The sequence below is a fragment of the Bacteroides sp. 1001302B_160321_D4 genome, from assembly GCF_015667765.1.
GTDB lineage: Bacteria > Bacteroidota > Bacteroidia > Bacteroidales > Bacteroidaceae > Bacteroides > Bacteroides xylanisolvens.
Window position 1 is genome coordinate 21,536 of sequence record NZ_JADPLO010000045.1, and the last position, 22,165, is coordinate 43,700.

The window sequence follows — 22,165 nt, forward strand, 5'->3', positions numbered from 1 at the left end:
TTTAAATATGGAATAAAACTAGCTAGTCATTTTCTGATAAAAGCTGGTCGAAATCTTAAAAGCTTGTTTTTCCTTTCCATTCTCCGCTGAATTTTCTTAATTAGTGGCATCAATCGCCTAAACAGTATTATTAGATTGGCTAAATATCCCATTTCTTTGCAGGGTGAGTATTTAACAACCTAATTGTTTCATTAAATCTAATAAAATGAAAAAGAAGCATTATCTATTATTTTTATTGGCTTCGCTCTTTTTACTGACAGATGTGGTGTGGGCACAAACATCTGCCACGGTAAATGGAGTAGTGATCGATGAGAATGGAGAAACCCTGCCGGGTGTTTCCGTCGTCGAAGTAGGTACAACAAACGGTGTCCTGACAGACCTGAACGGACACTATACCTTAAAAACAACTTCTGCCAAACCTTCCGTTTCTTTCAGTTACATTGGTTATCAGACCACCACGCTTCCCCTGAACGGGCGTACGAAACTCGATGTACAGATGAAAGTGGAAACGAAAGTGCTGGATGAAGTAGTGGTAGTGGGCTACGGTGTACAGAAGAAAGTGAACCTGACCGGCTCCGTGACTTCCATCAACTTTGCCGACCAGACGGAAGGACGACCCATCATGAGTGTTTCTTCCGCCCTTTCGGGACTCGCCGCCGGTATGAACGTCACACAAGCTTCGGGACAACCCGGCTCGGACGGTGCCACCATCCGCGTCCGCGGTAACGGTACGTTCAATACCAACTCCCCATTAGTCCTGGTGGACGGTATCGAATGGAGCATGGATAATGTGAATCCCAACGACATCGAAAGCATCTCCGTACTGAAAGACGCTGCCTCCACAGCTATTTACGGTACGCGTGCCGCCAACGGAGTCATCCTTATCACCACCAAAAGCGGGAAAGGCAAACCGCAAATCTCCTATTCTTATTCGGGAGTCGTGCAGATGCCTTACAACAACCTCTCTTTCGTAAGCGACTATGCTCGTTATATGGGACTGGTGAACGAGGCTTGCGACAATGTGAATACCAAAGGCATCTTCTCGCAGGAAAGCATCGACCGCTGGAGGGCTGCTTCTGCCGATCCGAACGGGTTGAACGAGTACGGAGTACCCAATTACGTGGCTTATCCCAACACCGATTGGTTCGACGAAGTATTCGACACCGGATATTCGCAAGAACACAACCTGTCTGTCTCCGGCAGTTCGGAGAAAGTGAAATACATGCTTTCATTGGGCTATCTCGACAATCAGGGAGTGATGAATCGCTGGAACCTCGACTCAAGTACGCAGAAAATCAATTTCCGTACCAACCTGGAAGCCAAGATTGTGAAATGGATGACTGTCGGCACCCGTCTTTACGGACAAAAGCAGGATTACGGAATGGCTAATATCAGCAACGGATTCAAGTATCTCTATCAGACCACTCCGGGTGTATACCCCGGCGAGCCGAACTACTGGGGACGTGCCGCGCTAGCCAGCGAAGAATCTTCCAATGCCAATAATATTTTCGGTCAGATGGCAGGAGCCACCGGTTTCAATACCGTATGGCGTCTCAACGCATCAGTCTACGGAATTATCACTCCCTATAAAGGGCTCAACATTGAAGGTACCTTCAACTATTCGCCGACATTCACCGACAAGTCTTCTTATAGCCGCCAAAATGGTTATTGGGACTACGTCACCGACCAGCGTGTCAGCGAAAGCGCGTTGGAGAACGCTTCCATCACTAATACGAGCGCACGCACCTGGCGTCAGAGTGCCGAAATACTGGTACGCTACAATACAACCATCAAGAAAGACCACGATCTGGGCGCACTGCTCGGATATTCCGCACAGGAATATTACAGCAAGAGCTTTGCCGTTTCCCGTAAAGGCGCTACGGACTGGACGCTGAACGAACTAAGCACTTACGAGACGCTCGTCAGCTCTTCCAGCTCGGCACCCGCCAAATGGGGATTGCTCTCTTATTTCGGCCGTGTCAACTACGGATATAAAGGACGTTATCTCTTCGAAGCCAACCTTCGTGCCGATGCCTCCTCCCGTTTTGGTGTGAACCAGCGTTGGGGATATTTCCCCTCGTTCTCCGGTGGATGGCGTATTTCGGAAGAATCGTTCATGCAGGGAGCATCGGACTATCTCTCTAACCTGAAACTGCGTGTTTCCTGGGGAAAGACAGGTAACAACTCAACGGGCAACTACGACTGGCAGGCAAACTACGCCACAGGCAATGTCGTAATCGACGGTGAAGGAACGAAAGGATTGGTACGCAAGAAACTAAGCAACGACAAGCTGCATTGGGAAAGTACCGCCACCACCGACATCGGACTTGATTTCGGCTTCTTCAACCACCGCCTGACGGGTGAGATAGACTATTATAATAAGTATACTTCGGACATTCTCTACCATCCCGAACTCTATCTTTCGATGGGTGTTGTAGGCTCTGCTCCCGAGAATTTGGGTGAAGTGCGCAACCGTGGTGTTGAATTTACCCTCAACTGGAACGACCGTATCGGAAAAGATTTCGAATACCGAGTGGGTATGAACTTCTCTTTCAACGCCAACAAAGTGATGAAGTTCAAAGGCGAACTCCAGAAATACTGGACGTATGATGCACAGGGAAACAAAGTGAGCTATGTCAACAACTTCAGTGATGTGTCTGAATCTGGTTTCGGAGGCTACATCTGCGAAGGCCGCCAACTGGGAGAAACCTATATGTATAAGGTGTACAGAGGTTCCGGCGAAGGCTATACCGGAGGTGCGGTGGATATCCATGCGGGACCGAAGGACGGAATGATACGTACGAAAGGAGATATGGTATGGGTGCAGGCCATGATTGACTCCGGTTATTCGTTCGGAGGAATGAAGACGGTTGCCAAAGACCAGCTTTGGTATGGTGACATACTCTATGCCGACAGCAACGGTGATATGAACTACGGCGATACCAACGACCGGGATTTCTCCGGACACACCAGTGTCCCCAAATTCAACCTGGGCTTCAACTGTGCCTTCTCTTACAAGAACATTGATTTCTCCATGTTATGGTCGGGAGCTTTCGGGCATTACCTCAACTGGAATACGGATTACTACAACTCGACACTGGTCAGCCACGGATATGGCATTATCGAGCATATCGCCGATAACCATTACTTCTTCGATCCTTCCAACCCGGACGATCCGCGCACCAACCAGTGGGGCAAATATCCCCGCCTGACATACGGTACTACCTATAATAACAGAATCCAGAGCGACTGGAACGAATATAAGGGCGACTACTTCAAGTTGAAGAATATCCAAATCGGCTATACGTTGCCGCAACGGATTTCCAGCAAGTTCTTTGTTAATAAACTCCGTGCTTTCGTGTCGATGGACAATATCCTGACGATTACCAGTTATCCGGGACTCGATCCGGAAATAGGAACTGCCATCGGTTATCCGTTGATGCGTCAGATCTCTTTTGGCGGACAGATTACCTTTTAATGATGTAGAACTAAAAAAACAGAATCTGATATGAAAAAGATATTAATGATTTTAACGATGGCGCTGGCGGCTACCTCCTGCATGGATATTCTCGATGTGGCTCCGGAAGACCAGATTGCAAGTGAAAACATGTGGACCACGGAGGAGCTTGCCGACAAGGGAATGGCAGGACTCTACTTCCCGTTCTATGCCACCCAACTCTCCTCTACCCAGCTTCGCCGTGCCGACGGACTGAACCGTCAGGGAATCGAAGCTATGAGCTTTGCAACCGATTATTATTCCAATAACTATCCGGTGGAACTGCTTTCGCTGGCTACCAAGCCTGCCAATGACTTTCAGGTGTGGTATGAATGGAAGTTCTGTTACACCATCATCCATGCGTGTAACGATGCGATTGCCAATCTGCATAAAGCGGATATGAGCGCTGATAAACTGGCGCGTTACCAATGCGAAGCCCGCTTCCTTCGTGCCTGGGCGTACAATCGTCTGAATATGCTTTATCAGGGCGTCCCCGTTTATCTGGAACCCATCAATAACGAAGACTGTACCCGTGGTCAATCTTCGGTAGATGAGGTATGGCAAGTCATTCTGGATGATTTGACGTATTGCATCAACAATCCCGACTTCCCCAATAACACGCTGAATGAAAACTACGGCCGTCCCTCTAAAGGAGCCGCTTATGCCCTGCGTGGTATGGTATATATGTGGAAGAAGCAATACAAGGAAGCAGGCAACGATTTCAAAGAAGTGGAAGCGTGCGGTTATGGCTTGTGGACAGGCGAATATGCCGACTTCTTCAAATATGAAAACGAAAAGGATAAAGAAATGATCTTCTCGCTCCAGTTCAGCGAAGAAACCGGTTATTGTGATAACATTCAGCAAATGACCGGTGCCCGCGATACGTATGATGGCTGGACGGAAATAAAACCTTCCGCAGACTTTGTGGACTACTATAAGAACGCCGACGGATCGGACTTCAAATGGTCGGAAGTAGACGGCCTGCAAGACTGGGACTTGCTGACTCCAAAACAGCGTGAAATCTTCTTCTGCCGTGACGGACTGGAATCCATGTCCTCACAAAAGAATGCGCTTATCAAACGGGTAGGCGAAGATATCTATCAGAAATATTACCTGAACAGCGGTAATGAAGCCCGTATCAAAAAGGCGTATGACAGTCGTGACCCGCGTCTGCAACAGACCGTCGTCACTCCTTATGTGCCGGTAGACTGCTACAAGCCTAATTATGCGGGAGATGCCAACCAGATCGGTAAACAACTCCGTTGGCCGTTGAAGGAACAGGGCACGAATGGTGGAGACTTCTGGCTCGATAAACGTACTTCTGCTTTCTACTGCTATCGCAAGTACAATGAGTTTGAGAAAGGCCGTTTGATTAGCCGGAGCCGTTGCCATACCGACTGGCCGTTGATTCGCTATACCGATGTACTGTTGCAGTATGCCGAAGCATTGGCGCAGACCGATCAGTTGGGAGAAGCCATCCGCCTGGTGAATAAAGTGCGTACCCGTGCCCACATGCCTGCACTGACAGAGGGCGGAAGCGGCCCGTGCGCAGTGAACGGAAAGGAAGACATGCTCGAAAGGATACGCTATGAACGTCGCGTGGAATTCTGTCTGGAAGGAATCAACTTCTTCGATGAAGTACGTTGGGGAACCTACAAAGAAACCAAATTCCAGGGGAAAGACATCAATGGCGGCAAATCCTGGTGGGGCGAACTGGTAGAGTATAACTGGTATTACACCGATTACATGTGGCCGTGGACTGCTCCTATCGTTGAAACGCAAAAGAACCCGAACCTGACTAAACGAAGCGGTTGGGCGTATTAATCATAAAGATTTGAATAAGGATGAAGAAAATACTTTTACTATTACTCATTTTTGTATCCGGTTGCACGGGTGTGGTTGCGCAACAGTTTGATTATGGCAAGATAGCGCCTCATCCCCGGTTGTTATTGCCGGCGGGAGGAGAAGAAGCCATCAGGAAAGCCATTGCGGAGTATCCCCCGTTGGCCACTGTTCACCAGCGGATCATGGAACTTTGCGACCGGACACTTACGGAACCACCTGTGGAACGTATCAAAGAGGGTAAACGCCTGCTGGCGATTTCGCGCATTGCGCTGAAGCGTATCTATTACCTGTCCTACGCTTACCGTATGACGGGAGATCGGAAATACGCTCTCCGTGCGGAACAGGAGATGCTGGCCGTCAGTCGTTTCACCGACTGGAACCCCACTCATTTCCTGGATGTGGGCGAGATGGTAATGGCATTGGCTATCGGTTATGACTGGCTGTATGACTCTTTGCAGCCCGACACTCGCCGGGTGGTGCGCGAAGCAATCATCGCCAAAGGCTTCGATGCGGCAAAGAACACCCGTCATGCCTGGTTCTATACAGCCAAGAACAACTGGAATTCCGTATGTAATAGTGGATTGGCGTATGGCGCGCTGGCTCTTTTTGAAGAGATTCCGGAAGTATCGAAAGGTATCATTGAGAAATGCATGGAGACAAATCCGAAAGCGATGGTAGGTTATGGTCCCGACGGAGGCTATCCCGAAGGATTCGGATATTGGGGGTACGGGACAAGTTTTCAGGTAATGCTCATTGCTGCGCTCGAAAGTGCTTTCGGCACAGACAATGGGCTCTCCCAAGCCCCCGGCTTCATGGAGTCTGCCCGTTTCATGCAGTATATGACGGCTCCGGGTGGAGACTGTTTCTGTTTCTCGGATTCTCCGGTAGAGGCGGAATGCAACATGATGATGTTCTGGTTTGCAGGCAAAGCAAAAGACCTTTCCCTGTTGTGGATCGAACGTCAGTATCTCGACCGGCCGGATATGCCGTTTGCCGAAGACCGTTTACTGCCCAGCCTGATGGTGTTCTGTTCGCAGCTCGATTTGAAGCATATCGGCAAGCCGAAGAAAAACTTCTGGTTCAGTCGCGGAGATACACCTGTGTTTATTTACCGTGGCGGATGGGACAGCAAGAAAGATACCTATCTGGGAGTGAAAGGAGGTTCGCCTTCTACCTCTCATGCGCACATGGATGCCGGTTCGTTTATCTTCGAGAGAGACGGGGTTCGTTGGGCGATGGACTTGGGTATGCAGAGTTACATCACGCTCGAAAGTAAGGGAGTAGACCTGTGGAATATGTCGCAGAACGGACAACGTTGGGAAGTATTCCGGCTAAGTAATGTTGCTCACAACACCCTGACGATTAACAGCGAACGGCATTTGGTAGAGAGCAATGCTCCGATCACCCGTACTTTCGAATCGAAGAAACAGAAAGGGGCGGAAGTAGACCTGTCGAGTGTGTTTGCCAACAGTGTGAAGAAAGCCGTCCGCACCGTGATATTGGATCAGAAAGACCACTTGGAAGTAACCGACCGGTTGCAGACGGGAGACAAGGAAGCTGCCGTATCCTGGATAATGGTCACTCCGGCGGAAGCCCAAATAACGGGCAAGAACCGTATAGAATTGACCAAAGACGGCCAACGGATGCTGCTGACGGTAGATGCCGATACGGAAGTAGAAATGAAAACCTGGTCGAACGTGCCTCCGCATGAATATGATTTCCGCAATCCGGGAACCATCCGCGTTGGCTTTGAGACGGTGATTCCTGCCAATCGTGCCGCGCAACTGAAAGTACGACTTATTCCTTTGAAGTAGTAATACAAATAAATTCATTGAACCATGAAAACGATTCTTTTTAAAACAATCATCATAGCTTTCTTTGTAGGAACAGCCGTTAGTTGTTCCGATGAAGATGAGAACAGATTCCGTCCGGGATCTACCCATGAGAAACCGAACCCCACGGAACCGGAGGGCGGACTGGATTATTCCAAACTGACCGCGGATAATCATCCCCGCCTGTTGATGAACGCCGAGGCCTTCACTGCGTTGAAAGCCAAAGTGGATGCCAATTCGAGTGCCAATCTGACCTTGCTCCATAATACCATTATGAGTGTATGCAACAGCAAAGGGATGAACGCCACGGCACTGACTTATAAATTGGATGCCAGCAACAAACGTATCCTCGATGTGTCCCGCGACGCGTTACTGCGTATTTTCACCTGCGCTTATGCCTACCGGATGACCGGCGATGCCAAATACCTGACTAAAGCGGAGACGGATATGAACGCTGTCTGCAACTTTCCCGACTGGAACTCGAAACGCCACTTTCTCGATGTAGGCGAAATGGCTACGGCTGTTGCGTTCGGCTACGACTGGCTCTACAACGAACTAAGCGCAGCCACCCGTACAAAAGCGGCCAACGCGCTGTTGAAGTTTGCCTTCCAACAGGCACAGAACAAGAACTGGAACCTCAACTTCTACGAAGCCACCAACAACTGGAACCAGGTTTGTAATGGCGGACTGGTCTGTGCGGCACTGGCTTCTTATGAAAACAATCCTTCCGAAGCAAAGGACATGATTGAAAAGGCATTGGAATCCAACAAACCTGCATTGGAAGTGATGTACTCTCCCGACGGCAACTATCCGGAGGGCAGCAGTTACTGGTGTTACGGCACGCTCTATCAGGTATTGATGCTTGCCGCCCTTAACAGTACGCTCGGCACGGATAACGGGCTTTCCGATACACCGGGATTCTCTAAAACGGCAGAATATATGCTGTATATGACAGGCTTGAACAGCAAGTTCTTTAATTATTCCGACTGTGCTCCCTCTTCTACTGCGGCATTGGCTTCGTGGTGGTTTGCCGATAAATACAGTAATCCATCCTTATTATATAATGAGCTGAAAATGCTGAAGAACGGCGAATACGCTTCCTGTGCCGAAAACCGCCTGTTGCCGATGATTATGGCGTTTGCCAATAATCTGAATCTGGATGCAATCTCCGCTCCTTCCAATAAATTATGGAGTGGAAAAGGGGAAACGCCCGTGGTGATGGTACATACCGACTGGACGTACACCGATACGGATAAATACCTCGGAATCAAAGGTGGCAAGGCAGGTTCGAGCCACGGACACATGGATGCCGGTTCGTTTGTGTACGACGCGTATGGAGTGCGCTGGTCGATGGATTTCGGTCTGCAAAGTTATACAACGCTCGAGTCGAAATTGTCAGCTTTGGGTGGTAATCTTTGGGATATGGGACAGAACTCGATGCGTTGGGATGTATTCCGCCTGAATAACTTGAATCATAGCACGATTTCAATCAACGACGCCCGTCACCGGGTAAATGGGGTGGCTACACTGACTACTACTATCAATACCGCTACGGAATTGGGAGCCACTTTCGATCTGACTGAAGTAGTGTCCGATCAGGCGGCGTCCGCTACCCGTACCGTGAAAATCGTGAACGATAAAGATTTAGTGGTTATGGATGAGATCAAGGCAAGAACGGATAAATCCGCCAAAGTGCGTTGGTGTATGGTGACGCCTGCCGTTCCGACGGTGGAAAGTAACCGCATCGTACTAACGAACGGAAGCAAAGTGATGTATCTCACAGCCAGCGGAAGCGTGAAGCCTACCTACAAGCAATGGAGTACCACCAGTGAGAACTCTTATGACCAGGCTAATCCGGGCACCTATATGGTCGGCTTTGAAGCAACGGTCACCGCCAATCAGACCGCCACATTTACCACAACCCTGTCCCCTAAATAAAAAAGAATGGAACGTATGAGAATCCTATTAATATCTATACTCGGACTTTTGACATTGGCCTCCTGCACGAAGCAGGAGCCGATGGAGGCATTGATTGACCGTGTATTTGCCGTTGCGGAGCAACAATACACGACTATGGACACCCGCCTGACAGAAAAGACACTTCCCCGCACGCTCTCTGCCGACGGTGAGTTTGTTCCCTCAAATATCTATTGGTGGTGCAGCGGCTTCTATCCCGGTTCCCTTTGGTATATCTACGAATATACCCGGAAGGACGCAGTGAAAACACTGGCCGAGAAGAACACGCTGAAACTCGACTCTATACAATACGTGACCAGAGATCATGATGTCGGTTTCCAGTTGAATTGCAGTTATGGCAATGCTTTCCGGCTGACAGGTAATGAGGCTTATAAACAAGTGCTCTATCAGGGCGCCAAGTCCTTGTCAACCCGCTTCAATCCTGCTGCCGGTGTGATTCGTAGCTGGGACTTTGTGCGCAAAGGCTGTGACTGGAAGTTCCCGGTGATTATTGACAATATGATGAATCTTGAACTGCTGTTGTCCATGTCGAAAGCCTATGCCGACGACTCTTTGCAGAACATTGCCTGTACGCATGCCAATACCACTATCCAGCATCACTTCCGGGATGATTATTCCACGTATCATCTGGTGGATTATGACCCTGAAACAGGTGCAGTGCGCGGCAAGCAAACGGTGCAGGGCTTCTCGGACGATTCCTCCTGGAGCCGCGGACAAGCATGGGCCTTGTATAGCTATACGATGATGTTCCGCTTGACGGGGTATCAGAATTATCTGTTGCAAGCCGGGCATATCGCCGATATGCTGCTCCGCCGTTTGCCTGCCGACGGTATTCCTTACTGGGATTTCGACGCTCCGGTAGAAGAACAGACCTATCGGGATGCTTCCGCAGCGGCTATCATGGCCTCCGCCTTTATCGAACTAAGCCGTTATATCCCCGGCACGGAGGCCAAGGAATCTTATCTTGCCATGGCAGAAAAGCAACTCCGTACGCTTGCCTCGAAAGAGTATCTGGCAGAACCGGGTACGAACGAATGTTTCATCCTGAAGCACAGCGTGGGTGCACTTCCTGATAAAAGCGAAGTGGATGTCCCCCTGACGTATGCCGATTATTACTTTTTAGAAGCATTGCTGCGGTATAAGAATCTACAAAAATAAAACTAATACAATATGATTATGAAGAACTTATATATAAATATGGCATTTATCTTCGTACTACTGCTGATAACTGCCTCCTGCTCGGACAAGGATGATTCGGCTCCGCGTGTCATTCCCACCATGAACCTGACAGTTTCGGAGATTGCGGACAATACGGCTCTGATTACTTCCGAGCAGCAAACAGGAACTACGTTCGGAGCGAAAGTCATTGAATTCTATCCGGTGGCCGACATCGGTTTTGACTATAACATTGAAGTGAAACTGGTGAAATTTGTAGAAGAGAACGGAGAACCCGTATCTCTGCCCTATACGCGTAAAATCACCGAAGGATTACGTCCGGGAGTGAATTACATCAGTGCGATCATCGCCTATAATGCCGAAGGGCGTGCCGTGTGTTCCGCTTTCCAGACCTGGAAAGCTTCAGGAACGGAAGGAGCATGGAGTGACGGCGGTTCTGCCGGTGATCTGGAAGAGAATGAATGGTAAAGAATGGTGTAACTCAAAAGAATGAATGGTATGAAAAATAGATTATTTGCAATAGGTGCAATGATTCTCATGATGACAAGTTGCACGCAGGACGAACTTATTTCGTCCGATAACGGCAAAGAACCGGCAACGGCAGGTTCATGTCTGACATTGGTTGGACTTTCGTCTCCGCAGACACGTGTTTCTATCGGTGACAAAACAGGGGATGTTTATCCGGTGATTTGGAGCGAAGGGGATGCCTTGGGTGTGTTCTCCCGTACGGCAGGGACCGACATCAATAATGTGCAGTCTTTATTGAGTGATGAGTCGATCGGACAAAACTCCGGTGTCTTTACTTCGGACGACGTGAAAATGGCGGAAGAAGGAGCTACGGAACTTCTTATTTACTATCCTTACCGGGCAAGTACGGAACTGGCCGAAAATGGCAACAAGATTACTTCTACCCTGTCTGTTGAGCAGGAACAAAGTCGTCCCGGCGATAGCCATCATATTGGAAAGTATGGTTTTGCGTTTGCCAAGGCTACGGTCAGCAGTCCGGATATGCTTGCTAAATTTACGTTGAACCATGCGATGGCTTATGTGAAGTTCAGCATCTCGTCCCAGGAGCTTTCTACGTACAAGCTAAAGAGTGTTTCTTTATATGACAAGGAGACAAAAACTCCTCTTTCCGGTGTATTCACAGCAGATTTGGATACGGACGAACTGACCTACGGTACGGATGTGAAACCGTATGCCACTGTTTCACTGACTACTCCCGAACTGCTCGCTTCCGCACAGGATATATACCTGACTACATATCCTGCCGATTTAAGTGGCAAAGAAGTGTACATTGTCATCACTCTGGAGAATGACCAGCAGACTGTTACCATTCCTATTCTCAAAGAAGGAAAGCAACTGAAAGCCAATGCTGTCAATACGATTGCTGTCAACAACCTGAAACTTTCGGATAACTCCTGCGAATGGTATGAGCCGGTAGAGACACGTTTATTGGCAGGAGGATGGGCTTATGGCGAGTCCAACTGTCTGTTGACGAATATTTCAACAGAAGGTGTGGATAATGTGATAAATGTGAAAGCCCGTGGTAATTTCATGGAAGTGGAAGAACCCAAGTATGCCAAGACTATACTTAATTGCGATTTGGGTAATGCGAATAAAATGGTTCGGGTAAACGGCTCTGCTACAGATATTACTCCTGTGAATGGTGATTATACGATTACGGTAACAGGGATTCAAACATACGCCGGACTACCTGGCGGTTGCGGTCAGGTGGCTATCTATGGAGCGGATCAGACTACCGTCATCTGGAGTTTTATTATCTGGATGACCCCTACTCCGGCAGAACATCCTTATGGTAATACGGGATATGTAGTGTTGGATCGTAATCTGGGTACTTATATGACGTGTGAAGGAGACAACTGGAAGCAAAACGGTGTTTACTTCCAATGGGGACGTCCTACGCCGGTCGGCTGGTCGGGAACCGTAGGTACTAATATACCTACCGAAGCCACCAACGTCCGCTTCTCTATAGAAAATCCTCGTGCGTTGCTTTATACCAATAATGTGGAGAATACAAAATCCGACTGGTATCTGGGTGCATGGACCGGTGCACGTACCGATCGTAAAGATGACTTCTGGGGTAATCCGAACGAATCGAGCACTTATCTCAATCCTTCTGACGGTCATAAATCTATTTATGATCCTTGTCCGAAAGGCTACCGGGTTGTATCTCCCCGAGTATTGGATGAGATAGAGCAGAAAGGAGAATTTGTGAAACAGAGCGCAACTGCGGTATTTAAATATTGCTATGACGGTACGAATTACGCATATTGGCCGTTGGCAGGTTGTAAGTGGGGTTCTAACGGCGGTAATAGTGGTAACAATACAGGATTGGATACCGCTAAGGGAGCCGCTTGTTATTGGTCTAACTCATCGGCAAGCAGTTATGGAAATGACAAGGATCAGGGAGCTACTTCTCTGTATTATAAAGTCTCCGATAAGACCTGGACACATTCCTCCGGTCGTTCCCATGCATTCTCCGTGCGTTGTATGAAAGATACCGAGAATCGTTGATTCTCTTCATGGATTCTCTTCATTGAGAATATGAAATAGAATTCCCCGTTATATGAAAGTTTCTGCCTGTCTCCGGATACAAGGTACTTTCATATAACGGGGAATCTGTTCTGTTTTTAAGAACTTCACAGAAAAAGGAAAGAAAGAAAAGGGCCAAATAGAAAATAAACTGCATGAACAATTGCAAGAATATGCATTATCTCTCTTTATCTTGTATTTATTTCCTTGAAATATGCACGATATGGTGTAACTAAACCATCCGTTTGCCGTAATCAAACCTTCCGTTTGGTTTAAACAAACCTTCCGTTTGCTATAATCAAACCATCGGTTTCTTTTAAAGGAAGCTGAATTGGGTTTTTGAAGAGGATATATTGAGCTACTTTGTCTTTTTCTACTGCCTATTTATAAATAGCAATCTGATATATCCTTTGTGATATGATAGCTATTTATGCTTTTGATTAACTGCTTTTATTGTAACTTGTTTGCTAATAATGCCTATTTTGTGTTATTTGCGAAATCTGTAACTCTAAATGGAGGGCGTTTTTCATGAAGTGCAAGGAAGGGCTCGAAATATAAAGAGCAGGATAGGTAAAATATACAATTCTTCATGTTGGCACTTCTTTCAGCAATCAATGTCTTTCCTTTATAAGCATGTATCTCTTTTAAATCACCATATATGGTGAAAAGCATGATAGTATGCTTTAATACTATGCTATTTATGTGCAAATTCACTGTATATGGTGAATTTACTTGTTTTTATACTAAAAAGATTCTATCTTTGTGAGAAAATCACTATATATGGTGAATTATGGATTTAATAGAGATAGGAAAACATATTCGCGAAAGGCGTAAAGAGTTGGGATTGGACCAGGCTACGTTGGCAACTCTTGCAGGAATAGGGATTAATGCTTTGGTCCGCTTGGAACGTGGAAGTGGTAATCCCCGCTTCGATGTTCTTTTTAATGTCCTGAAAACTTTAGGACTTAGTATTCATATTCAATAATAGACACACATATGAGTCGATCTGCCAAAGTCTATATAAAAGGTATTTATGCCGGTCTGTTAACAGAAATAGATCGTGAACACTATTCATTCTGTTATGATACGGACTATTATAATAATCCACAACTCCCAGCTGTCTCACTGACCATGCCCAAGACACAGCAGGAATATACCTCTTCCTATCTTTTCCCTGTCTTTTTTAATATGACATCTGAAGGGGATAATCGGATTATTCAAGCTAGAAACCTGCATATTGATGAAGAGGATGATTTTGGTATTCTTCTGGCTACTGCCCATACAGATACAATCGGAGCAATAACAATTAAAAAAATGTGATAATGGAAACTGATATTCATATTTGTCCCTCACTTTTACGGGAGACTGGTGGAGAAAGCGGATATTCACCCAAAGCCTTGAAGCAGCTTTCTGATGGGAAAAATATATCTTGTGAATTACCTTACAGGCATTTTGACGATAATGTCGGTATTGATCTCTTCAATAACAATAGCAAACGCATATCCGTTTCTGGAGTCCAGATTAAGTATTCTTTAGTTGCCGATGACGGGATATTGCGATTGACCAAAGAGGGAGAACAGGGCGAATTCATATTAAAGCCTGTTCCCAATAATCTCCGTAACAAGGAGTTTTGTCCTGCCAACGAACATTTGACAATGCAGATAGCTGCGCAAGTATATGGGATTCCGACAGCTCCTAATGGATTATGCTTTTTTCAGGACGGAACCCCTGCTTATTTTGTACGACGTTTTGATTTGTCGGAGAAAGGAAAGTTACAAAAGGAGGATTTTGCTTCTTTAGCCGGGCTTACCAGGAAAAATGGAGGTTCCGATTATAAATATGACAATCTGGCCTATGAAGAGTTTGCAAGAATTATAGATAAATACAGCTCTGTCCCCCAAGTGGATAAATTGCGTTTTTTTGAACTTATCTTGTTCAACTTTGTCTATTCTAACGGCGATGCCCATTTAAAGAACTTTTCTTTATTGGAAGAGAAGAAAGGAAGATTCCGCCTATCTCCTGCTTACGATTTATTGAATACTCATCTCCATATAAACGATGGTATCTTTGCCATGAGCAAAGGTTTGTTTGTTAATCCTGAACCGGATTATTTCGGTGGTGCATCGGCGGTTACTGGGAAGACTTTTTATCACTTTGGCTTAAAAATAGGTCTACCCGAGCGTTTGGTAAACTCTTGTCTCGAAAAATATAGTAAGATATATGAATTGACTGATCAACTGATTGAACATTCTTTTCTCTCTAAAGAATTGAAAAAGCAATATAGACTTATGTATAAGTCAAGAGTCGGGAGCTATCTTAGTGTTATTGAGTAATAATGTGCACATTATTACTCTTTTTTTATATTAAGATGAACAAGATCCCCAAAAAGATTTGTCTAACATAAGAATCTGTTCTTTTTGTCATTCTTCTTTTCTGTTCCGATAATTGGCCGGTGATGTTCCCAAATGCGCTTTTACGTATTTCCCGAAAAAGGACTGATTGGGGAAGTTGAACTCTTCGGCAATTTCCTTGATAGACTTTTCCGAACGTTTTAATCGGTATTTGATATGCTCCACGGTAGTTTCGTTAATCAAATCCAACGGAGTTCTGCCACACGCCTGTTTGATGACTTTCGAGAAATGCTTCGGAGTGTAGCAAAGCTCGTTGGCAAAATAACTCACCGAACGGTGCATACCCTTGTCCTTCGATAACAGTTCCATGAACTTCCGCAAAATATAATTCACCTGTTTGATGCCTTCTTTCGAACCTTCCATGTTGCCGGAAGCTTCGATTTCCTTATGAAGCTGCCCCATCATTTCGCAAAAGATAGCGGAGAAGAGATGTTGTATCACTTCTTTGTGGTAACAATGAGGCTCATCGTTTATTTTCGCTATAATTAAATCCCGGTAGAATCCGAAGACTGTTTGATCCTCCCCGTTGTCAACCGACTTCACCGGATTGTTGTGGATATGAATGGCAGTATTCCACGTTTCCTTTTCCATTTTAATAATACGTTGCAGGAAACGGGTAGAGAATCCGGCAAGCCTGACCTTATATTTAGGACTTAGCATTGTATGGCTGATAATCGTGTTGGGTAGACCGAGCAGCAGCTCGCCCGCCTGCAACTTATAGGTCCGGTAGTTGACGTCTAACTGGATGCACCCTTCTATACAAACCGCGATGAGAAAACAATTCAGTTTGATTGTATCATTACTATAAGGAGTCCCCTCCAGACTGTTGACTATCGCAAAGTCATCATCAATATAATCAAGGACGTGCTGACTGTCTTTAAAATCTTCTATATCCACCGTTATAATGTTCTCTTTTTCCATGTTCTTTCCTTTTTTACTTTTTGCAAAGTTGGTGAATAATCGGGAAAACAGAATGTCCCATACTTCTTCAGATTTGTTTGATATGTCGTTTATTACCAAATAGTTAGCTATAATAAACGTAAATGGCGAAAATGGGACATTTATGGAGGGAAATTGGTCACTCTTGCCTTGTTCTTTTCTCCTACTTTTGTCCAGGATTTAACAAAAGATCAAAAGAGAAAGTATGATTACAGTAAGCAAAAAATGGATACGGCTGATAGGGATTGTCGGTTGTACAGTGTGGATGGCATCTTGCAAGCAGGCATCGGATGCGGGAGTGAAATCTTCTTCTTATGCAGTAATGCAGATAGAAGCGGTGGATAAGGAATTTTCTTCTTCCTATTCGGCGAGCATACGTGGGCGGCAGGATATTGATATCTATCCGCAGGTGTCGGGAACGATTGAGAAACTCTGTGTGACCGAAGGACAGAAAGTGCGCCGCGGGCAATCGCTTTTCATTATCGACCAGGTGCCTTACAAGGCCGCACTCAAAACCGCCATTGCCAATGTGGAAGCAGCACGTGCCGCGCTGGGTACTGCCGAACTGACCTACAAGAGCAACAAAGAACTGTATGCGCAGAAAGTAGTTTCGGAATTCAGCCTGAAAACGGCCGAGAATTCTTACCTCACCGCCAAAGCTCAACTGTCGCAGGCCGAAGCACAAGAGATCAGTGCCCGCAACAATCTCTCTTATACCGAGGTGAAAAGTCCCAGTGACGGAGTCGTAGGCGCATTGCCTTATCGTGCAGGCGCATTGGTAAGTGCCAATATGCCCTATCCGCTTACTACGGTCAGCGACAACTCGGATATGTATGTCTATTTCTCCATGACCGAGAATCAGTTGCTTGCCCTCACCCGCCAGTATGGCGACATGGACGAAGCCTTGAAGAACATGCCGGAAGTGGAATTGCGCCTCAATGATAATTCGGTTTATGATAAGAAAGGTGTCATCGAATCCATCAGCGGCGTCATCGACCGGCAAACGGGTACTGTGGTGGCGCGCGTGGTGTTTCCCAACGAATCGCGGTTGCTTCATAGCGGAGCATCGGGCACGGTGGTAGTGCCGAGCATTTATAAAGACTGTATCGCCATCCCGCAGACGGCCACCGTGAAGATGCAGGATAAGACGATTGTATATAAGGTAGTGGACGGGAAGGCTGTCTCTACCCTGATAACAGTGGCCGAAAACAATGACGGGCGCGAATATGTGGTGCTGGACGGACTGAAAGCAGGTGATGAAATCGTATCGGAAGGCGCCGGACTGGTGCGCGAAGGCACGCAAGTTAAATAAGAAGGAGATTGATTATGAAAGGAAATGTGTTTATAAAACGGCCGGTGATGGCTATCTCCATCTCTGTCCTGATTCTGGCCATAGGGCTTATTTCGCTCTTCACGCTGCCGGTGGAGCAATATCCTGACATTGCGCCTCCAACGGTATATGTAACTGCCAGTTATACGGGTGCCGATGCCGAGGCAGTGATGAACAGTGTCATCATGCCACTGGAGGAGAGTATCAACGGTGTGGAAGGCATGATGTATATCAGTTCCAGTGCTTCCAATGCAGGTTTGGCTATTATACAAGTTTATTTCAAGCAGGGCACAGACCCCGATATGGCGGCAGTCAACGTGCAAAACCGTGTGGCGAAAGCACAGGGATTGCTTCCGGCTGAAGTAACGAAAGTCGGCGTCAGCACGATGAAGCGGCAGACCAGCTTCTTGCAGATTGGTGCTTTGGTCTGCACGGACGGTCGATACGACCAGACGTTCCTTGCCAATTACCTGGACATCAATGTCATTCCGCAGATTAAACGTATCGAAGGAGTGGGAGACGTGATGGAGCTGGGTGATACATACAGTATGCGTATCTGGCTGAAACCGGAACGAATGGCGCAATACGGACTGGTTCCGTCGGACATTACCGCCATATTGGGTGAGCAGAACATTGAAGCTCCCACTGGTGCATTGGGCGAGAGCTCGAAGAATGTTTTCCAGTTTACGATGAAATATCGCGGACGCCTCAAAAGCGTGGAAGAATTCCGGAACACGGTTGTCCGTTCGCGCGAAGACGGTTCCATACTTCGCCTGCAAGATGTGGCAGAGGTGGAGCTGGGTACGATGACGTATAGTTTCCGCAGTGAGATGGACAGTCAGCCTGCCGTTCTTTATATGATATTCCAGACGGCAGGTTCCAATGCTACCGCTGTCAACAAAGAAATCACTACGCAGATAGAGCGGATGGAGAAGAATCTGCCGGAAGGAACGGAGTTCGTCACGATGATGAGTTCCAATGACTTCCTTTTCGCCTCCATACACAACGTGGTGGAGACATTAGTCATTGCCATCATTCTGGTCATCCTCGTGGTCTATTTCTTCTTGCAGGATCTGAAGAGTACGCTGATCCCGTCCATCTCTATCATTGTGTCGTTGGTGGGTACGTTTGCCTGTCTGGTGGCTGCGGGCTTCAGTCTGAACATTCTGACACTGTTTGCGCTGGTGCTTGCCATCGGTACGGTGGTGGATGATGCCATTGTGGTGGTGGAGGCCGTGCAATCCAAGTTCGATGCCGGATATAAATCTCCTTATCTTGCCACGAAAGATGCAATGGGCGACGTGACGATGGCTATTGTCTCCTGTACCTGTGTATTTATGGCCGTGTTTATTCCCGTAACCTTCATGGGAGGTACTTCGGGCGTATTCTATACACAGTTCGGTATCACGATGGCAACCGCCGTAGGTATTTCGATGGTTTCGGCTTTGACGCTCTGTCCCGCTTTGTGCGCCATCATGATGCGCCCGTCGGACGGAACCAAGAGCGCTAAGAGCATCAACGGACGAGTGCGTGCTGCTTACAATGCTTCGTTCAATGCCGTATTGGGTAAATATAAGAAAGGAGTGATGTTCTTCATCCGCCATCGCTGGATGGTATGGGCTTCGCTGGCTGTTGCCGTTGCCTTGCTGGTTTACCTGATGAGTACTACCAAAACGGGACTTGTGCCGCAGGAAGACCAGGGTGTCATAATGGTGAATGTCAGCATTTCACCGGGAAGCACGCTCGAAGAAACCACGAAAGTGATGGACCGCCTGGAAGATATGTTGAAAGATACCCCCGAAATAGAACACTATGCCCGCGTAGCAGGTTACGGACTGATATCCGGTCAGGGAACTTCGTACGGTACGATTATTATCCGCCTGAAAGACTGGAGCGAACGAAAGGGCAAGGAGCATAGCTCGGATGCTGTGGTGTCCCGCCTCAACGGACAATTCCAGGCGATAAAGGAAGCGCAGGTATTCAGCTTCCAGCCTGCCATGATTCCGGGTTACGGTATGGGTAACTCCCTCGAACTGAACCTTCAGGACATGACGGGTGGAGAACTGGCTACGTTCTATGAAGCGGCTATACAATTCCTCGGTGCTTTGAACGAGCGTCCGGAGGTAGCGATGGCTTATACATCGTATGCTATCAACTTCCCGCAGATATCGGTGGAAGTGGACGCTGCCAAATGTAAGCGTGCAGGAATTTCGCCGAGTGCGGTGCTCGATGCGGTGGGCAGTTATTGCGGTGGCGCATATATCTCCAACTATAACCAGTATGGTAAAGTATATCGTGTGATGATGCAGGCTTCGCCTGAATATCGCCTCGACGAGCAGGCACTGAATAATATGTTTGTACGCAATGGTACGCAGATGGCTCCGGTGAGCCAGTTCGTGACGCTGAAACAAGTGCTGGGACCGGAAACGGCTAACCGTTTCAATCTTTACAGCACCATCACCGCCAATGTGAATCCTGCCGACGGTTACTCCTCCGGCGAGGTGCAGAAAGTGATTGAAGAAGTGGCTGCACAGTCTTTGCCGGCAGGCTACGGATATGAATATGGTGGTATGGCACGCGAAGAAGCAAGTAGCGGTGGTGCGCAGACGGTTTTCATTTACGCCATCTGTATCTTCCTTATCTATCTGATTCTGGCCTGTCTTTACGAAAGTTTCCTCATACCGTTTGCCGTTATCTTCTCCGTGCCGTTCGGACTGATGGGGTCGTTTCTTTTCGCCAAAATACTCGGGTTGGAGAATAATATCTATCTGCAGACAGGTGTGATTATGTTGATCGGTTTGCTGGCTAAGACGGCCATTCTGATTACGGAGTACGCCATAGAACGTCGCCGCAAGGGAATGGGTATCGTGGAGTCTGCCTACTCTGCCGCACAAGTCCGCTTGCGTCCTATCCTGATGACGGTGTTGACGATGATCTTCGGTATGCTTCCGCTGATGTTCTCCTCCGGTGCAGGTGCCAATGGCAACAGTTCGTTGGGTACGGGTGTTGTGGGCGGTATGGCTGTCGGGACACTGGCATTGCTCTTTGTCGTTCCGGTTTTCTACATCATCTTTGAGTTTTTGCAGGAGAAAATCCGCAAACCGATGGAAGAGGAACCAGATGTGCAGGTGCTTTTAGAGAAAGAAAAGAGTGAAGTTGAACGCGAACGTAAATAAATGAAAGAAAGAATGAAGAAGAATATCATCACATTAGTTGCCATCAGTCTGTCGTTGAGCGGTTGTGGCATCTATACCAAATACGAACCCGCCACTGTCGTTCCCGACGATCTGTACGGCGGGGAAGTGGTGACCGAAGACACTGCCGGTCTGGGTAATATGGACTGGCGGGAACTCTTCACCGACCCTTATCTGCAATCCCTCATTGAAGTGGGATTGCAGACCAATACCGATTATCAGTCTGCCCAGCTCCGTGTGGAAGAAGCACAGGCCGTACTGATGTCTGCCAAACTTGCTTTTCTGCCCGCTTTTGCTCTTGTTCCGCAGGGAACAGTGAGCAGTTTCGATACGCAGAAGGCTACGCAGACTTATTCGTTGCCCGTTACTGCCAGTTGGGAGTTGGACGTTTTCGGGCGTATGCGCAACTCCAAGAAACAGGCGAAAGCGCTTTATGCTCAAAGCGAGGATTACCGTCAGGCAGTCCGTACGCAGTTGATAGCAGGTATCGCCAATACCTATTACACCTTGTTGATGCTGGACGAACAACTCGACATCTCCCGTCAGACGGAGACGGCATGGAAAGAAACCGTGGCCTCCACCCGCGCTCTGATGAATGCCGGACTGGCGAACGAATCCGCTGTGTCGCAGATGGAGGCGGCCTATTATCAGGTGCAGGGTTCGGTTCTCGATTTGCAGCAGCAGATCAATCAGGTGGAGAACAGTCTTGCCTTATTATTGGCGGAGACGCCACGCAACTATGAGCGTGGTGTATTGGCAAAGCAACAGTTTCCTGCCGACTTCTCGATAGGGATTCCTGTACGGATGCTTTCTTCCCGTCCGGATGTCCGCTCGGCAGAGCGGACGCTGGAAGCGGCGTTCTATGGCACCAATGCGGCACGTTCGGCTTTCTATCCTTCCATCACTTTGAGCGGGAGTGCCGGATGGACAAACTCTGCTGGGGCGATGATTATCAATCCGGGCAAGTTTCTCGCGTCAGCGGTAGGTTCGCTTACGCAGCCGCTCTTTAACAGAGGACAGGTGGTGGCACAATACCGCATTGCCCGTGCGCAACAGGAAGAAGCAGCGCTCGGCTTTCAGCAAACGTTGCTCAATGCCGGTAGTGAGGTGAATGATGCGTTGATTGCCTATCAAACCTGTCAGGGAAAAAGAATCTTGCTGGATAAACAGATCACTTCCCTGCAAACGGCTCTGCGAAGCACTACTCTGTTGATGGAGCATGGTAATACAACCTATCTGGAAGTGCTTACCTCCCGGCAGTCGTTGCTTAGTGCGCAACTGTCGCAGACGGCCAATCATTTTACTGAAATACAAAGTTTAATTAACCTATACCGTGCTTTAGGAGGAGGTCAGGAATAAACTGTATCATACTCTCTGTTTTCTAATTTAATGAAAGAAGGGCTGCCGGA

At 47.5% G+C, this 22,165-nt stretch carries 14 protein-coding genes; 13 read left to right on the forward strand and 1 reads right to left on the reverse strand.

The annotated features are described in order from the left end of the window. Nucleotides 1-205 precede the first annotated feature (205 nt). From KFO40_RS16860 to KFO40_RS16905, 10 genes are all read left to right on the forward strand, one after another. Nucleotides 206-3,478, forward strand: coding sequence for a SusC/RagA family TonB-linked outer membrane protein (locus KFO40_RS16860; protein WP_087322066.1), 3,273 nt, complete (start codon nucleotides 206-208; stop codon nucleotides 3,476-3,478). A 30-nt stretch (nucleotides 3,479-3,508) separates the two neighbouring features. After that, nucleotides 3,509-5,320 carry a RagB/SusD family nutrient uptake outer membrane protein gene (locus KFO40_RS16865; RefSeq protein WP_134985294.1) on the forward strand — a complete coding sequence of 604 codons (1,812 nt, stop codon included), beginning with the start codon at nucleotides 3,509-3,511 and terminating at the stop codon, nucleotides 5,318-5,320. Between the two features lie 20 nt (nucleotides 5,321-5,340). After that, nucleotides 5,341-7,155: a heparinase II/III family protein gene (locus KFO40_RS16870; RefSeq protein WP_117683611.1), complete on the forward strand. Its 1,815-nt coding sequence runs from the start codon at nucleotides 5,341-5,343 to the stop codon at nucleotides 7,153-7,155. Nucleotides 7,156-7,179: 24 nt separating this feature from the next. After that, nucleotides 7,180-9,111 carry a heparinase II/III family protein gene (locus KFO40_RS16875; protein ID WP_117683612.1) on the forward strand — a complete coding sequence of 644 codons (1,932 nt, stop codon included), beginning with the start codon at nucleotides 7,180-7,182 and terminating at the stop codon, nucleotides 9,109-9,111. 15 nt (nucleotides 9,112-9,126) lie between these two features. Then, entirely contained in the window at nucleotides 9,127-10,308 is a 1,182-nt protein-coding gene (locus tag KFO40_RS16880; RefSeq protein WP_117683662.1) for a glycoside hydrolase family 88 protein, read from the forward strand. 12 nt (nucleotides 10,309-10,320) lie between these two features. Beyond that, a complete protein-coding gene (locus KFO40_RS16885; protein WP_061447914.1) occupies nucleotides 10,321-10,794 on the forward strand; it encodes a hypothetical protein in 474 nt (157 codons plus the stop codon). 30 nt (nucleotides 10,795-10,824) lie between these two features. After that, nucleotides 10,825-12,864, forward strand: coding sequence for a fimbrillin family protein (locus KFO40_RS16890; RefSeq protein ID WP_211146617.1), 2,040 nt, complete (start codon nucleotides 10,825-10,827; stop codon nucleotides 12,862-12,864). A gap of 808 nt (nucleotides 12,865-13,672) precedes the next feature. Then, nucleotides 13,673-13,867 (forward strand): helix-turn-helix domain-containing protein, encoded by a 195-nt coding sequence (locus KFO40_RS16895; RefSeq protein ID WP_004298788.1) that lies wholly within the window; start codon nucleotides 13,673-13,675, stop codon nucleotides 13,865-13,867. Between the two features lie 11 nt (nucleotides 13,868-13,878). Then, entirely contained in the window at nucleotides 13,879-14,202 is a 324-nt protein-coding gene (locus KFO40_RS16900) for a HipA N-terminal domain-containing protein (RefSeq protein ID WP_004308471.1), read from the forward strand. Nucleotides 14,203-14,204: 2 nt separating this feature from the next. Further along, entirely contained in the window at nucleotides 14,205-15,215 is a 1,011-nt protein-coding gene (locus KFO40_RS16905) for a type II toxin-antitoxin system HipA family toxin (RefSeq protein WP_049701447.1), read from the forward strand. An 87-nt stretch (nucleotides 15,216-15,302) separates the two neighbouring features. On the opposite strand, the gene KFO40_RS16910 is transcribed toward KFO40_RS16905, so the two are convergent. Further along, nucleotides 15,303-16,214: a helix-turn-helix domain-containing protein gene (locus KFO40_RS16910; protein WP_004313768.1), complete on the reverse strand. Its 912-nt coding sequence runs from the start codon at nucleotides 16,212-16,214 to the stop codon at nucleotides 15,303-15,305. A 223-nt stretch (nucleotides 16,215-16,437) separates the two neighbouring features. Here KFO40_RS16910 and KFO40_RS16915 point away from each other — a divergent pair, with 223 nt between their 5' ends. The 3 genes from KFO40_RS16915 to KFO40_RS16925 are packed head-to-tail and all read left to right on the forward strand — an operon-like array spanning nucleotide 16,438 to nucleotide 22,115. After that, nucleotides 16,438-17,544: an efflux RND transporter periplasmic adaptor subunit gene (locus tag KFO40_RS16915; RefSeq protein ID WP_195564055.1), complete on the forward strand. Its 1,107-nt coding sequence runs from the start codon at nucleotides 16,438-16,440 to the stop codon at nucleotides 17,542-17,544. A gap of 14 nt (nucleotides 17,545-17,558) precedes the next feature. Further along, nucleotides 17,559-20,738: an efflux RND transporter permease subunit gene (locus KFO40_RS16920; protein ID WP_087322053.1), complete on the forward strand. Its 3,180-nt coding sequence runs from the start codon at nucleotides 17,559-17,561 to the stop codon at nucleotides 20,736-20,738. A gap of 12 nt (nucleotides 20,739-20,750) precedes the next feature. Then, nucleotides 20,751-22,115, forward strand: coding sequence for an efflux transporter outer membrane subunit (locus KFO40_RS16925; protein WP_117809331.1), 1,365 nt, complete (start codon nucleotides 20,751-20,753; stop codon nucleotides 22,113-22,115). Nucleotides 22,116-22,165: the final 50 nt, after the last annotated feature.